This window comes from Nocardioides limicola (assembly GCF_016827675.1).
Classification (GTDB): domain Bacteria; phylum Actinomycetota; class Actinomycetes; order Propionibacteriales; family Nocardioidaceae; genus Nocardioides; species Nocardioides limicola.
Genome location: NZ_JAERJA010000012.1, coordinates 122,479 through 136,893, shown reverse-complemented (window position 1 = coordinate 136,893; position 14,415 = coordinate 122,479). Strand labels below are relative to the sequence as shown.

The 14,415-nt window shown below is 69.8% G+C and carries 11 protein-coding genes and 1 riboswitch; of the genes, 1 reads left to right on the top strand and 10 read right to left on the bottom strand.

All coding sequences use genetic code 11. The features are described 5' to 3' along the window. Window positions 1-2 precede the first annotated feature (2 nt). From JKG67_RS16505 to JKG67_RS16485, 5 genes are all read right to left on the bottom strand, one after another. Complete coding sequence (locus tag JKG67_RS16505; RefSeq protein ID WP_307816609.1) at window positions 3-1,640, bottom strand: ABC transporter permease; 1,638 nt, start codon at window positions 1,638-1,640, stop codon at window positions 3-5. A gap of 1 nt (window position 1,641) precedes the next feature. Then, the gene (locus JKG67_RS16500; RefSeq protein WP_203338436.1) at window positions 1,642-2,718 is read right to left on the bottom strand and encodes a thiamine ABC transporter substrate-binding protein; all 1,077 of its coding nucleotides are present in this window, start codon (window positions 2,716-2,718) and stop codon (window positions 1,642-1,644) included. Further along, a riboswitch (TPP riboswitch) is annotated at window positions 2,708-2,815 on the bottom strand. It overlaps the preceding gene by 11 nt. 77 nt (window positions 2,816-2,892) lie before the next feature. Next, window positions 2,893-3,483 carry a hypothetical protein gene (locus JKG67_RS16495; protein ID WP_203338435.1) on the bottom strand — a complete coding sequence of 197 codons (591 nt, stop codon included), beginning with the start codon at window positions 3,481-3,483 and terminating at the stop codon, window positions 2,893-2,895. A gap of 483 nt (window positions 3,484-3,966) precedes the next feature. Next, window positions 3,967-5,361, bottom strand: a complete 1,395-nt coding sequence (locus tag JKG67_RS16490; protein WP_203338434.1) for an HNH endonuclease signature motif containing protein — start codon at window positions 5,359-5,361, stop codon at window positions 3,967-3,969. Window positions 5,362-5,683: 322 nt separating this feature from the next. Beyond that, the gene (locus tag JKG67_RS16485; protein ID WP_203338433.1) at window positions 5,684-7,654 is read right to left on the bottom strand and encodes a TIGR03960 family B12-binding radical SAM protein; all 1,971 of its coding nucleotides are present in this window, start codon (window positions 7,652-7,654) and stop codon (window positions 5,684-5,686) included. A 128-nt stretch (window positions 7,655-7,782) separates the two neighbouring features. Here JKG67_RS16485 and JKG67_RS16480 point away from each other — a divergent pair, with 128 nt between their 5' ends. Beyond that, window positions 7,783-8,574, top strand: coding sequence for a hypothetical protein (locus JKG67_RS16480; RefSeq protein ID WP_203338432.1), 792 nt, complete (start codon window positions 7,783-7,785; stop codon window positions 8,572-8,574). Window positions 8,575-8,579: 5 nt separating this feature from the next. On the opposite strand, the gene rodA is transcribed toward JKG67_RS16480, so the two are convergent. From rodA to JKG67_RS16455, 5 genes are read right to left on the bottom strand one after another with little or no spacing between them, the layout of a single operon-like run. Then, entirely contained in the window at window positions 8,580-9,755 is a 1,176-nt protein-coding gene (gene rodA, locus JKG67_RS16475; protein ID WP_203338431.1) for a rod shape-determining protein RodA, read from the bottom strand. Then, window positions 9,752-11,863, bottom strand: coding sequence for a penicillin-binding protein 2 (gene mrdA / locus JKG67_RS16470; RefSeq protein WP_203338430.1), 2,112 nt, complete (start codon window positions 11,861-11,863; stop codon window positions 9,752-9,754). Before mrdA ends, rodA begins: the two co-directional genes overlap by 4 nt. Next, window positions 11,860-12,378: a rod shape-determining protein MreD gene (gene mreD, locus JKG67_RS16465; RefSeq protein WP_203338429.1), complete on the bottom strand. Its 519-nt coding sequence runs from the start codon at window positions 12,376-12,378 to the stop codon at window positions 11,860-11,862. The genes mrdA and mreD overlap by 4 nt, the downstream gene beginning before the upstream one ends. Continuing rightward, a complete protein-coding gene (gene mreC, locus JKG67_RS16460; protein WP_203338428.1) occupies window positions 12,375-13,283 on the bottom strand; it encodes a rod shape-determining protein MreC in 909 nt (302 codons plus the stop codon). The genes mreD and mreC overlap by 4 nt, the downstream gene beginning before the upstream one ends. After that, entirely contained in the window at window positions 13,284-14,312 is a 1,029-nt protein-coding gene (locus tag JKG67_RS16455) for a rod shape-determining protein (protein WP_203338427.1), read from the bottom strand. Between the last annotated feature and the right edge of the window lie 103 nt (window positions 14,313-14,415).

Sequence of the window (14,415 nt, the reverse complement as noted above, 5' to 3'; positions counted from 1 at the left end):
GTCTACAAGGCTCCCACGGATCGGACCCGCAACCGCTCCACGGCCAGCATCACCACAGCAGTGGTGGCAGCCAGTACCACCGAGGCGGCCAGCGCCATCCCGTAGTTCATCGGCCCCGGGTGCCCGATCAGCCGGTAGATGACCACCGGCATCGTCGGGTCACCCGCCCGGGCCAGGAACGAGGTGGCGCCGAACTCGCCCAGGGAGACCGCGAACGCGAAGCCCGAGGCCGCCAGCAGCGGCTTCCAGATCACCGGCAGGTCCACGGTGACCACCCGGCGTACCAGTCCGGCGCCCAGGGACGCCGCGGCCTGGCGCTGTCGGTCATCGATGCCCTGCAGCACCGGCACCAGGGTGCGCACCACCAGCGGCAGCGCGATCAGGGCCTGGGCCAGCGGCACCAGCCACGGCGAGGACCGCAGGTCCAGCGGCGGCGCGTTGAGGGTGATCAGGAAGCCGAAGCCCAAGGTGACCGCGGAGACTCCCAGTGGCAGCATGAAGAGGCCGTCCAGGACGCCCTGCAGTCGACGTTCGGTCGAGGTTCTGGCCCGTCGGCCGGCCACGATCGCGATCGGCAGGGCCAGCGTCAGCGCGATCACCGTCGCCTGTCCGGCGATCCGCAGGCTGGTGGTCAGCGCGTGGCTCACCGGTACCACCAGCGCCTGGCTGGCGCCCGGGGTGGTCAGGGCCCGGTAGTTGTCCAGGCCCCAACCCCCGGAGACCTGCAGCGAGCCGGTGACCAGCGTGGCCATCGGGGCGATCACCAGCAGCATCAGGGTGGCCACCCCGACCAGGATCGGTGCCTGCCGCCACCCGACCCGGCGCGGCTGGGCGACCTGCCGCCGCTGGGTGGGGTCGGCCACCGCCCGCAGTCGTGCGGCGATGGCGAGCAGGGTGGTGACGACCGCGAGTTGCAGCAGCGACAGGACGGCGGCGGCCCGCAGGTCGAGCAGCTGGGTGGTGAGCAGGTAGATCTCGGTCTCGACGGTGGAGTAGCGCAGCCCTCCCAACATCAGCACCACCCCGAAACCGGAGGCACAGAACAGGAACACCACGCTCGCCGCCGACACGACCGCGGGTCGCAACGCCGGCCAGGTGACGGTGGCGAACACCTGCCTGGGTGACGCGCCGAGTGCGGCAGCCGCCTGAGCGGGGCGTACGTCGAGCGACTCCCAGGTGGCGCCGACCACCCGGATCACCACGGCGACGTTGAAGAACGCCAGCCCGCAGACGATCGCCACCGGCGAACCGTCGAGTCCCAGGCCGGCCAGCGGACCGGCGAAGAGTTGCCGGAAGGCGATGCCGACCACCACCGTCGGCAACACGAACGGGACGATCATCAGCGCACGCACCACACCGCGCCCGGGGAACGCGAGCCGGTGCAGCACGTAGGCGGCCGGCAGCCCGAGCGCGAGGGCGACCCCGGTGGCGGCGCCGGCCGACCAGAGGGTGAACCAGAGCACCCGCCTGGTCCGTGGGCGCGACATCACCTCGACGATGCCGCCCAGGTCGACCGCGCCGTCGACGAATAGCCCTCGCGTCACCATCCCCCAGATGGGCAGCGCGAAGAAGATCGCCAGCACCACCAGCGGCCCGACGGCCAACGCCGCCAGGGTGAGCAGGCGGCGCAGGCTGCTCACATCAACGGCTGATGAGTTCGGTCCAGGTGGTCAACCACTGCTGCCGGTTCGCGGTGATCTCGGCCGGGTCGACGGCCAGCGTCTCGCTGGGTTGTTCGGCGTGGCTGGCCCAGTCCTCGGGCAGGTCCACGTCCGAGCGCACCGGGAAGACGTACATGGACGTGGGCAGGGCCGACTGGACCTCGGTGCTGAGCAGCCAGTCGACCACGGCGCGAGCGCCTTCGGGGTTGTCGGCGCCGGCCAGCACGCCGGCGTACTCGACCTGTCGGAAGCACGTGTGCAGCAGTGCGGCCGTGGTCGATTCGCCGTCGTCGCCGATGGTGAAGGCCGGGGACGAGTCGTAGGAGAGCACGATCGGCCGGCTGGCGTTGTCGCCGCCGCCCTGGGTGAACTCGACGAAGTAGGCATCCGACCAGCCGCTCGTGAGCTTGGCGTCGTTCGCCAGGAGTGCGGTCCAGTAGTCCGGCCACCGCTCGCCGTACTCAGCGATGGTGGCGAGCAGGAACGCCATCCCCGGGGAACTGGTGGTGGCGCCGGGGAGCACGAAGAGCCCCTCGTACGCCGGGTCGAGGAGGTCTTCGAGGGTGGCCGGGGGCACCACGTCGTTCTCCGCGAACCAGACGGTGTCGATGTTCACGCAGACCGAGCCGGTGTCCACCGGGGTGAGGGCCTCGTCCTCGTCGCCGGGCAGCAGGTGGTCGGCGACACCGGCGGGCAGGTCGGGGCGGTAGGGGTCGAAGACACCCTCGGCGAGCGCTCGCGACGCGAACGTGTTGTCCACCCCGAAGACGACGTCGCCCTGCGGGTTCCCGGCAGCCAGCACCAGTCCGTTGGTGAGCTCACCGGCGTTGCCGGAGCCGCGCTGGTCGAGGGTGTACCCGGTGGCGGCCTCGAACTCGGCAACGAGTTCGTCGGGGAGGCTGAACGAGTCGTGGGTGAGCAGCACCACGGTGCCGCCGGTCTCGGTGGCACCGCCGGGATCAGGGGTCGGCTCGGGGTCGGCGGCGCACCCGCTGGCCACCAGTGCGGTGATCGCTACGAGGGCCCCCACTCGGAGGCTCGGACGGACGTGAGGCATGTCGACTCCCTTCGCCGGTGCTAACCGGAGCAGGTGATTGAGGGTCTGCGGCCGGTTGCCGCACTCTCAGCGCTGAAGCGCTCCCCTGTCATGGACCACCAACCCTAACCGGACGACGGGTCAAGGTCGTCGGGGCCCTCGGCGGTGGACCGCCCGCAGCAGTTGGGTCGGGCGTCAGCGCAGCATGGCGATCAGCATCGCCGCACTCCCGATGAGGTCATCGAGTGACACATCGAGTCGGAACACCTCGACGACGACCTGGTAGCCACTGCCGAAGACGAACACCTGCCCGTTGCCGGCCTCCGGAGAGCCGTCGGTGCCCACGGCCAGGCCGGCGTTCGCATAGGCGGGGTCGTCCAGGACGTCGAGGCCGATCGCTTCCAGGAACTCACGATCGGGAACGTCCCCGCCGCGCAGCCACCGTTGCAGGTTAATCTGGAAGGTCTCGGTCCCCGACTCCGCGTACCAGTGGCAGTTGGTCACCTCGTCGAACTCGTCGGCGCCCGGCCCGATGAGGTCCACCTGGGCGAGCACCACTCCGGCGGCGTTGACGATCGCTGGGCTGTCACAGGTGGGCAGGGCGGTACCAGGCCCGTCCGTGCTCTCGTCCGGGCCGTCGTCGTCTGGGCCGTCCTCGTCTGGCGCGTCGGCCTCACCCACCGAGGGTGGAGTCGCCACCGGCCCGGGCTCGTCGGCGCCCCCTCCGCAGCCAGCCAGAGCCACCAGAAGTGTGCCCGCGGCACACAGCGTCACAAGTCGTCGCATTGTTCTTCCCCCTCGGTCCCGAGTCCTTGCCCGCCACCCTAACCCGCCCCCGGTAGCCCCGCCTCGTGACCACCCCGGGGGTCGCACGGGGTCTCGATACGCTCGCTGACGCTCGCTACTCGACCGCCGAACCACACCGACCTGTTCGGTGGCCGAGTGCCGCCGCCCGTTCGGTGGTCGAGTGCCGTGCCTGTTCGGTGGTCGAGTGCCGCCGAGCTTGCGAGGCGGTGTATCGAGGCCACCCCCGAGGTCGCACGGGGTCTCGATACGCTCGCTACTCGACCGCCGAACCACACCACCCTGTTCGGTGGTCGAGTGCGGTCCCTGTTCGGTGGTCGAGTGCCGCCGGCGTCGGTGGTCGACCGCCGAACCACCGCCCTTGTTCGGTGGTCGAGTGCCGCCGAGGAACGAGGCGGTGTATCGAGGCCACCCCCGGGTGGCACGGGGCGTGCCGGTGGCCCCGCAGCCGGTGGGGTTGCGGGGTCAGGGGCTGGGTGTATCTCGTGGTGGGTCGACGGGACTGCTGCCGTCGGGTCCACGGTGATACGCGCGGCCTTGGGGGCTGGTCCACAGGTACTCACCAGGGATCAGCATCGTGTAGGTCCACCCCAGATGGGTCTTCGCCCTGTGGTGGCTACGACACAACGGCGCGAGGTTCGTGGAGTCGGTCCGGCCACCGCCACCGTCGTCGCGCCAGGGTTCGACATGGTCCAGATCGCTGGTCCTGGCCGGCCGGTGGCAGAAGGGGAACACACACGTCGGGTTGTTCCCGACCACCTGCTCCCGCAACCTGCCTGCGGGCTGATACCCCGTCGACATCAACGTCTCGTGAAGATCCAGGACCGGTTGCACGGTGACCTGGGCTCCGGCGCACCATTCGGTGAGCTGCTCGAACGTCACCAACCGATCCCGCTGCCCCAGGATCGTCTCGACCCGGGCGATCCCGTCCCCGTACCCCTGGACCGCATCCTCGGACAGATGCACATGCAACACCACCCGCCGGGTGGGTGGCCTCGATACATCGGCTCGTCCCTCGCCGACACTCGACCACCGACCCTCCGCTCCATCACCCGGCGGTGTATCGAGGCCACCCCCGTCACTGTCCCCGCGGTTGTCGAGGGTGAGGGTGAGTTGGGTGCGGGCCAACTCGCCGAGGGCTTTGGCGCGGCGTACGTTCAACGATTCCAGAGATCCCAGTTCGCGGTACTGCGCGGCCAGGGTGGTCAACGCTTCCTGGAGATCGATCGCATCAGCGGCGTCGATGACCCCGTGCACGCGGGCGTGGCAGACCTGCCCATCGATCAGGTCATCGAGGTCGATGTCGACCCGGCGACCCTCGAGGCCGTCGAGGCGGCGTTGTTCGGCCTCCTCGGGGTCGAACCGGGTGATCGCCTCGTTCAGGATCCGGTCCAACGCGGTGGGCCCGATCCGTCCCGCGGCGGGGGCGACCTGACCGTCGACCCACGCCGCCCCGGCCTGGGGGAGCTTCATGGTCTGGGACGCGATCCGGCGTGCTGCCCAGCCGGGGACCTCACCGGCACGGACCCGGGTCCAGGTCTTCCGGAGCCGATGCGCCAGTTCCAAACACTCACCCAGATACTTCTTCGCCGACTCCGTGCTACGGCCCAGGGCGGCGGCGTACTCGATGACCGCGGATTCTGACACCTGAGGGGCACCCGCACCCGCCAACGCGCAGGACCGGTCCCCGAACCAATGCCCGGCGGCCTCGGTGTCATCGGTCGGGGTGTTGATCCCGCAGTACTTCACCGCCGCCACCATCTGGTCGACCTCGGCCCGCTGCTCCACCACCCGGCGAGCGCGCACGAAGTCGAGCACCTCACCCGAGGTGTCGAGATCTTCGAGCTGCTCCGCCTTCATGAGAACAAGCCAACCAGCAGCCTCCGACATTTCCGGGCGACTGGGGGGCGTGGTCTCGATACACCGCCTCGTTCCTCGGCGGCACTCGACCACCGAACGCGGGCGGCACTCGACCACCGAACGGGGGCGGCACTCGACCACCGAACGGGGGCGGCACTCGACCACCGAACGGGGGCGTGGGTCGGCGGTCGGGCGTGGTCTCGATACACCGCCTCGTTCCTCGGCGGCACTCGACCACCGAACAGGCGCAGCACTCGACCACCGAAACCGGGCGGCACTCGACCACCGAAACCGGGCGGCACTCGACCACCGAGGTCAGAGGTCAGACGACGGACAGGGGGAGCAACTTCTGGCCGGTCGGACCGATCTGGATCTCCGTGCCCATCTCCGGGCACACCCCGCAGTCATAGCAAGGGGTCCAGCGGCAGTCCTCGACCTCGATGTCCTCGCCGTCGGCGACCGCCAGTGCGTCCTCCCAGTCGGCCCACAGCCAGTCCTTGTCGAGGCCGGAGTCGAGGTGGTCCCAGGGCAGCACCTCGTCGTACTCACGCTCCCGGGTGGTGTACCAGTCCAGGTCCACGCCGGCGTCGGCCAGCGCAGTCTCCGCGCAAGCGATCCATCGGTCGTAGGAGAAGTGCTCGCTCCAGCCGTCGAACCGGCCGCCGTCGCGCCAGACCGCCTCGATGATCCGGCCGACGCGGCGGTCTCCGCGCGACAGCAGACCTTCGATGATGCCGGGCTTGCCGTCGTGGTACCGGAAGCCGATCGCCCGACCGAACCGCTTGTCCGCCCGGACCTCCTCACGCAGCTTCGCGAGCCGGATGTCGGTCGTCTCGTGGTCGAGTTGGGCCGCCCACTGGAACGGCGTGTGCGGCTTGGGCACGAACCCGCCGATCGACACCGTGCACCGGACGTCATTGCGACCCGACACCTCACGCCCGGTCTCGATGACCCGCTTGGCGAGGTCGGCGATGGCGAGCACGTCCTCGTCGGTCTCGGTGGGCAGACCGCACATGAAGTAGAGCTTCACCTGCCGCCAGCCGTGCGAGTAGGCGGCGGCCACGGTGCGGATCAGGTCGTCCTCGGTGACCATCTTGTTGATCACCTTGCGCATCCGCTCGCTGCCGCCCTCGGGGGCGAACGTGAGGCCGGAGCGCCGTCCGTTGCGGGAGAACTCGTTGGCCAAGGTGATGTTGAAGGCGTCCACCCGGGTCGAGGGCAGCGACAGCGACACCGACTTGCCGTCGTACCGGTCGGCGAGCCCGGTGGCCAGGTCGCCGATCTCGGTGTGGTCGGCCGAGGAGAGTGAGAGCAGGCCGACCTCGGAGAAGCCGGACTTGCGGATCCCGTTCTCGACCATGTCGCCGATCGTGGTCAGCGAACGCTCCCGGACCGGCCGGGTGATCATCCCGGCCTGGCAGAACCGGCAGCCCCGCGTGCAGCCGCGGAAGATCTCCACGCTGAACCGCTCGTGCACCGTCTCGGCCAGCGGCACCAACGGCTTGGCCGGGTACGGCCACGCGTCGAGGTCCATCAGCGTGTGCTTGCGGACCCGGGCGGGCACTCCGGGAACGGTCGGGGTGTACGCAGCGATGGCACCGTCGGGACGGTAGGTCACGTCGTAGAAGCGCGGCACGTAGACGCCGCCGCTCACCGCGAGCCGCCGCAGCAGTTCGTCGCGGGGAGTCGGCATCTCCCCCGCTGGCCGGCCCTCGGCCTTCCACTCGCGGACCACCTCGGAGATGGCCAGCACCACTTCCTCGCCGTCGCCCAGCACCGCGGCGTCGATGAAATCGGCGATCGGCTCGGGGTTGAAGGCGGCGTGACCGCCGGCGAGCACGATCGGGGCGTCCTGACCGCGGTCGGCGGAGTGGATCGCGATCCCGGCCAGATCGAGCGCGTTCAGCATGTTGGTGTAGCCCAGTTCGGTGGAGAAGGAGACCCCGAACAGGTCGAAGTCACCGACGGGGCGGTGACTGTCGACGGTGAACTGTGGGATCGGGCCGTGCTCGTCACCAGTCCGCATCACCGCCTCCATGTCCGGCCACACGGCGTAGGTGCGTTCGGCCACGATCCAGTCGCGCTCGTTGAGCACTTCGTAGAGGATCTGCACACCCTGGTTCGGCAGCCCCACCTCGTAGGCGTCGGGGTACATCAACGCCCAGCGGACGGTGGGACCCTCGGGGGCGCAGTCCCAGTCCTTGACGGTGGCATTGAGTTCGCCGCCGACGTACTGGATCGGCTTGGACACGCCGGGCAACTTCGGCTCGAGTCGGGGGAAGACCGACGTCACTCAACTCACCTCACGGGTCGGGGCAGGACAACTCCCTAGGGTACGGCGTCGGGCCGCGGTTCGCGCGATCGTGGATCGGCGTCGACCACCGGTGCGGCTGACGCACGGGCCATGACAGCATGACCGGCGTGCCGCACTCGGAAGCCGCCACGCCCACTCGTGGTGAGATCGCCCCGCCCGCATCCGGCTCGTCGATCACTGCCCTGGCCCTGTCCTTCGTCGGCTGCAGCCCGCCGATGCTGGTCATCTCGGCCGTTCTGAGTGGCATCGTGCTCCGGCGCAGGCTCCCCGGACGCGGCCTCGCTGTCGCCGCCCTGCTGGTCAATCTCGGCTGGCTCGTGGTCTGGGCACTGTTGCTGGTGGTCTACCTGACCAAGCCTGCGTTCCTGATGCACGATCACGACCCGTTCGACCCGTTCGACCCGTTCGACCCGTTCATGGAGGAACCCGCGCCGCACAGTGACCAGGGCCAGGACATCCCGCACTGGCCGGGCCTCAGCGAATGGGATGAGTTCGAGGGGGCTGAACTGACCTCGTACCTACGGCTACGCGTCGGGGACTGCGCCCTCGGGCCGTACGTGGCTCCTCCCGGGAGCAAGTTCGCCGAGATGGTGATCCGGGTGCCGTGCAGTGAGCCGCATCTCGCCGAGATGTTCCACGCCTTCTGGCTCAACACGGCCCTGATCGACACCCAGGAGGCCTTGGACACCCGCGCCTACGACACCTGTCGGGCCGAGTTCGCCGGGTACTTCGGTCGGGATCATTCCGAGTGGGACGACCCACTGGTGTACTACCGCCCCTCGCTCCCCTCGCCGTCCACGACCGACCGGATCGTGTGCCTGGCCAGCAAACCGTACGGCCCGGACCACAGCCGGATCGCGGACCTCGGCCCGAGCAACATCTCCGCCGCGAACCGTTGACCGCTTCAGCGGCGAACGCTGGTGGCCCAACCGGGTACGGCGCGCAGGTGGATGTTCTGCAACAGCCCCACCGCGATCATCACCGCGAAGAGCGACGAGCCCCCGTAGGAGACGAACGGCAGCGGTACGCCGGTCACCGGCATGATGTTGAGGCACATGCCGATGTTCCAGAAGCCCTGGATCCCGAACCAGCAGGCGATCCCGGCAGCGGCCACCCGACCGAACAGGTCCTGGGCGTGGACGGCGATCGAGAGTGCCCGCCACACCACCACTGCAAGCAGCAGAATCAGCAGGGCTCCGCCGATGAAGCCGAGCTCCTCGCCCGCGACGGTGAAGATGAAGTCGGTGTGCTGCTCGGGCACGAACCCCGACCTGGTCTGGGAGCCGGCGAAGAGACCCTGACCGGTCAACTGGCCGTTGCCGATCGCGATCCGGGCCTGGGCGACGTTGTAGCCGGCCCCACGCGGATCCAGGGTGGGGTCGATGAAGGCCAGGAACCGGTCCAGCTGGTAGGCCTTCAGCATCCCCTGCTGGACGGCCACGAAGACCGCGGCCAGGCCCGCCACCGGCAACGCCAGCAGCCAGCCCCGTGACGCCCCGGCGATGGCGATCACCCCGAAGGTGCTGAGCAGCAGCACCAACATCGTGCCCAGGTCGGGTTGCAGCAGAATCAGCGCACAGGGCACCGCCGCGATCGACAGCAGGCCGATCAGGTCCGACCAGCCGAGCTGCTGTCGCCAAGCCCCCTCGGCCCGTTCGGCCACCCACAGTGCCATCGTCACGATCACCGCGACCTTGGCGAACTCGGCCGGCTGGATCGACATCCCGCCCACCACGATCCAGGACCGGGAGCCGTTGATGGTGCTCCCCATCGCCAACACCAGGCCCAGCCCCACCAGCGAGGCGACATAGACCAGCGGGGTCAGCAACCGCAACCACCGGTGGTCCACGGCGGTCACCACCACCATCAACACCAGCCCGATGGTCACATTGACCAACTGCTTGGACAGGAAGAACGTCGGGTCGCCGCCGAGCCGGATCAACCGGGCCGAGGTCGCCGACCACACCAGGAGCGTGCCCAGCACCAGCAACGCCAGTACCGCGCCGAGCAGCAGCCAGTCCACACGCCCGAGCCGCTTCGCCACCCCCGACCCCGACGGCCGGGCCAGAGTCGCGCTCATCGGCCCCTCCTGGTCGGCGGCATGATGGAGCCGTCCTCCCCGAAGGTCGGCAACCGCGCCGGTGCCACGACGCCTGGGATGGCGGCCCGGCTGCGGTCAGCCTGGTCCCCCTCCACGCCGTAGAGCGCCTCCCAGATCCGACGTACCGCCGGACCGGACGTGCCGGAGCCGGTGCCGCCCTGGGAGACCGTCATCACCACCACGTAGTCGTCGGTGTAGGTCGCCAGCCACGACGTCGACTGCTTGCCGTTCACCTCGGCCGACCCGGTCTTGGCCCGCAGCGGCACCTGGTCGAGCGGGAAGCCGCCCAGCCGCCACGACATGGTGCCGCGAGTGCTGACCCCCTTGAGGGACTCGTCGATGAAGCGCAGATGCCGCTTCGGAATGCCGACGGTGCCCTTGGCCTGCGGCTTGATCCGCTTCACCACGTTGCCGTCGTGATCGACCACGGCCTTGCCGACCCGCGGCTCCCACAGGGTGCCCCCGTTGGCGATCGCGGCGTACCCGACCGCCAACTGCAGCGGCGTCACCATCGTGTCGCCCTGGCCGATCGAGAAGTTCACCGCGTCACCGGCACGGTAGGCGTACCCCTCGGCACAGAACTCGACGGCGAACCGGTACTGGAAGTCACTGCCCGCCTGAGCCCGCCCCTTCCCGGCGACCTCGCAGTAGTGGTCCTTCATCTGCTCGTAGTAGGCCCGCTTCCAGGTCCGGTCCGCGATGCGCCCGGAGGCCTCCCCGTGGATGTCGATCCCGGTCAGGCTGCCGAAGCCGAAGTCCTGAGCCACCTCGACCAGCGGGTCCCGAGCACCCTGATCGGCGACATCGGAGCCGAGCCGACGCCAGTAGTCGTAGCCGAGCCGATAGAAGAAGGTGTTGCAGGAGACCTCCAGGGCGCGCGCGAAGCCGATCGTCCCGTACGCCCCTGACTCGTAGTTGCGGAAACTTCGGTTGCCCACCCGGAACGACGACGAGCAGGCCAGCCGGGCGTCCTGCGGATAGCCGTTGGTGAGGGCGCCCGCGGTCATGAACGGCTTCCAGGTCGAACCGGGCGCCATCTGCCCCTGGGTCGCCCGCGACAGCAGCGGAGTGCCCGCGTCGGCGGAGTAGAGCCGGTCGAGCTCGGCCGCGCTGATCCCGCCCACCCAGACACCGGGGTCGTACGTCGGCTCGCTGGCCATCGCCACGATCCGCCCGGTCTTCACCTCCATCACCACCACCGCGCCGGCGTCGGCGACGAAGTTGCGTCCGGAGACCCGGTCCCGAGTCTGGCGGGCGGCCTCGATGGTCTCGCGCAACTCCCGCTCCACCACCGACTGCACCTTGGCGTCCAGGGACGTCACCAGGGTCATCCCCGGCTCCGCCTCGATCAGGCTGTCGTCACCCAACACCCGCCCCATCGCGTCCACCGCGACCCGCTGGTAGCCGGGCATCCCGCGCAGGTGCGCGTCGTAGGCCCGCTCGATGCCGGCTCGGCCGACCACCGAGGCCCCGTTGACCGACCGGTCCACGTCCTCGCGTGCCTGGTCGAGCTCGGACTCGGTGATCGGGCTCAGATAGCCCAGCAGGTGGGCCGCGTTGATGTCGTACGGCGACGGGTAGTCGCGGACGCTGGTCCGCTCCGCGATCACTGCCGGGAAGTCCTCGCTCTCCTCGAGGATCTGCAGCGCCACCGCCCGGTCCACGTCGGTGGCGATCGGCACCGGCTGGTGAGGCGACCCGTTCCAGCACTGGCCGCGCACCGCGTCCGGATGCCCACAGTCGAGAAGCTTCGCCTGCACCCGGGCAGGGCGGAGTCCGACGGTGCGCGCGGCCCGGCGGATGAGTTCGACGCGGTCGACCTCGTGCATCCGGCGCAGCACGTTCCGGTCGATCGACACCACCCAGGCGGTGCGATTGGCCACCAGCGGCCGACCCATCGCATCCACGATCAGGCCGCGCTCCGGCTGTACGACGATCTCCCGCACCGACTGGGACGCGGCCAGGGCGGCGTACTGCTCGCCGGTGTTGACCTGCACGTCCCACAACCGCACCAGCAAGGTGCCGAAGAGGGCGAGGACGAGCGCCTGGACGACGACCAGCCGCAGCCGGCTGCGCCGCCGGATCATGCCGCCACCCGCTCGCGTTCGGGCTCCAGTCGGGTCAGCACGGCCAGCACCACCGGCAGCACCAGTGGGGTGAGCAGCACGTCGTACCCGACCGACACCGCGATCACGGTGAGCATGTCGACCACACCGATCGCCGGATCCCGCAGCACCACTCCGGACAGCGCGAACACCGACGTGCCCACGAACGAGCACCCAGCCACCGCCACCACCACGGCCCAGGCGCCCAGCCTGGTCTCCGGGCGCATCCGGCCGGCGAGGTAGCCGACCACCACCAGGGCCAGCGCCCAGCGACCCGCCACATGGTCGGCCGGGGGCGCCAGATCGATCATCAGCCCGGCCACGAGCCCCAGCATCATCCCGAACCCGGGCCCGCGGGTCAGCGCCGCACCGACCACCACCAGCAGGCACAGATTGGGCACCACGCCCGCGATGGACAGGTGCGGCATCACCGAGACCTGCAGGGTCAGCGCGAGCACCAGCATGGCCACCGCGACCACGGCCCGGAGCGTCTTCATCCGATGCTCCCGTCCGCTTCGATCAGGGTCCTGTCGCTGGCACTCCCGGACGGGACGACCACGCCGACCAGATCCAGGGCCGCGAAGTCCACGAACGGGGTGATGATCGCCCGCTGAGTCGTCTCCCGCGGGTTGGAGACGATGGCCTCCACCTTGCCGATCGGGATGCCGGGCACGTACGGCGCGCCGCCGCGGCTGCCCCAGGTCAGCACCACCTCACCGAAGGCGGGCACCGTGGTCTCGTCGACGAGTTCGAGGTCGAGACGGCCCTCCTTGCTGACCACGCCTCGCCCGGTCAGGAAGCCGATCTCCATGCTGGATCCGATCCGGGCGCCGACCACCGAGTGTGCGTCCAGGATCAGCAACACAGTGGCGGTGCTGCGGGTGCTGCGCAGCACTCGGCCGACCAGGCCGTCGTTGTTCACCACGGTCATGTCCGGGAGGACGCCTGCGTCGCTGCCGGCATCGATGGTGACGGTGCGGGTGAACGACTGCATCGGGCCGAAGGCGATCACCCGGGCAGGGACCATCGCGTACCCGGTCTCGGCAGCGGCGCGAGTGAGACCGTCGTACTCGGCGAGGCGGTTGCGATCCAGGTCGGTGGTGAGCGCCTGCTGACGCAACCGGGCGTTCTCCGCCTCGAGGGTGGCGACCTGCTCCTGCAACGCGGACTTTCGTCGGAACCAGGCCGGCACGGACGTGAACGGCCGCACCACCGTGGCAGCGCCCTGCTGGGCGGGACCGAGAACCTCGCCGACAGCCCGGCGTGCCGGGTCGACCGGAGACCGATCGCCGGCCTGCGCATCGACGGTGATCACGGTGATCGCCACCAGCAGCAGCGCGATCAGGGCCGAGGTGGGTCGTCGGTCGTCGTGACTCCGGCCGCCCCAGCGCCGCTCGCGCATCTAGAACCGCCTCGGCTCGGAGACCAGCACGGCCTGCAGAGCGTCGAACTCCTCGACACAGCGTCCGGCCCCCATCACCACCGAGGTGAGTGGGTCGGGAGCCAGGTGGACCGGCATCCCGGTCTCGTGCCGCAACCTCTCGTCGAGTCCGCGCAGCGCCGCGCCGCCGCCGGTGAGGACGATGCCGCGGTCCATGATGTCGCCGGCCAACTCGGGCGGGGTCTGGTCGAGGGTCACCCGGACGGCGTCGACGATGGCGTGCAGGGGCTCCTCCAGGGCCTGACGGATCTCGGCGCTGGAGACGTTCACGGTGCGGGGAAGTCCCGAGACCATGTCCCGGCCGCGGACCTCGGCCTCGGGCTCATGACTCATCGGGAACGCCGAGCCCAGACTGATCTTGACCTCCTCGGCGGTCCGGGCCCCCACCATCAGCGAGTACTCCTTCTTCAACCAGGAGGTGATCGCGGCGTCGAGATCGTCCCCGGCGGTGCGGATGCTCAACGAGGTGACGATGCCGCCCAGGGAGATCACCGCCACCTCGGTGGTGCCGCCGCCGATGTCGACGATCATGTTGCCGGTGGCCTGGTGCACCGGCAGGCCGGCGCCGATCGCGGCCGCCATCGGCTCCTCGACGATGTAGACGCGGCGGGCACCGGCGGCGTACCCGGCCTCCTTGACGGCCCGCTGCTCGATGGCGGTGATGCCGCTCGGGACGCAGATGACCATCCGCGGCTTGGCCAGGTAGCGGCGGCGGTGCACCTGCTGGATGAAGTAGCGCAGCATCTGCTCGGTGGCTTCGAAGTCGGCGATCACGCCGTCGGACAGCGGTCTGATGGCGGTGATGTTGTCCGGCGTGCGGCCGATCATCCGTTTCGCCTCATGGCCGACGGCGAGGATCTCGCCGGTGTTCTCGTTGACGGCGACGACCGAGGGCTCGTCGAGGACCACCCCCTTGCCCCGGACGTAGACCAGGGTGTTGGCGGTGCCGAGGTCAACGGCCATGTCACGGCCGATAATGCTGTTGGCCATCGTGATGCCCTCGCTGCGGACGTGGTGGGGAAGGTGTGGGTACGACGCAGCCGCCGACCCTTCGCCGAAAAGCCTAGGAGCGCGAGACACCCAGATCGGGGAG

Coding starts and splice junctions, on each gene's coding strand:
- rodA (WP_203338431.1), bottom strand. CDS start 9,755: ATGAGCGCGACTCTGGCCCGGCCGTCGGGGTCGGGGGTGGCGAAGCGG.
- JKG67_RS16490 (WP_203338434.1), bottom strand. CDS start 5,361: ATGAAGGCGGAGCAGCTCGAAGATCTCGACACCTCGGGTGAGGTGCTC.
- mreD (WP_203338429.1), bottom strand. CDS start 12,378: ATGAAGACGCTCCGGGCCGTGGTCGCGGTGGCCATGCTGGTGCTCGCG.
- JKG67_RS16500 (WP_203338436.1), bottom strand. CDS start 2,718: ATGCCTCACGTCCGTCCGAGCCTCCGAGTGGGGGCCCTCGTAGCGATC.
- JKG67_RS16455 (WP_203338427.1), bottom strand. CDS start 14,312: ATGGCCAACAGCATTATCGGCCGTGACATGGCCGTTGACCTCGGCACC.
- mreC (WP_203338428.1), bottom strand. CDS start 13,283: ATGCGCGAGCGGCGCTGGGGCGGCCGGAGTCACGACGACCGACGACCC.
- JKG67_RS16495 (WP_203338435.1), bottom strand. CDS start 3,483: ATGCGACGACTTGTGACGCTGTGTGCCGCGGGCACACTTCTGGTGGCT.
- mrdA (WP_203338430.1), bottom strand. CDS start 11,863: ATGATCCGGCGGCGCAGCCGGCTGCGGCTGGTCGTCGTCCAGGCGCTC.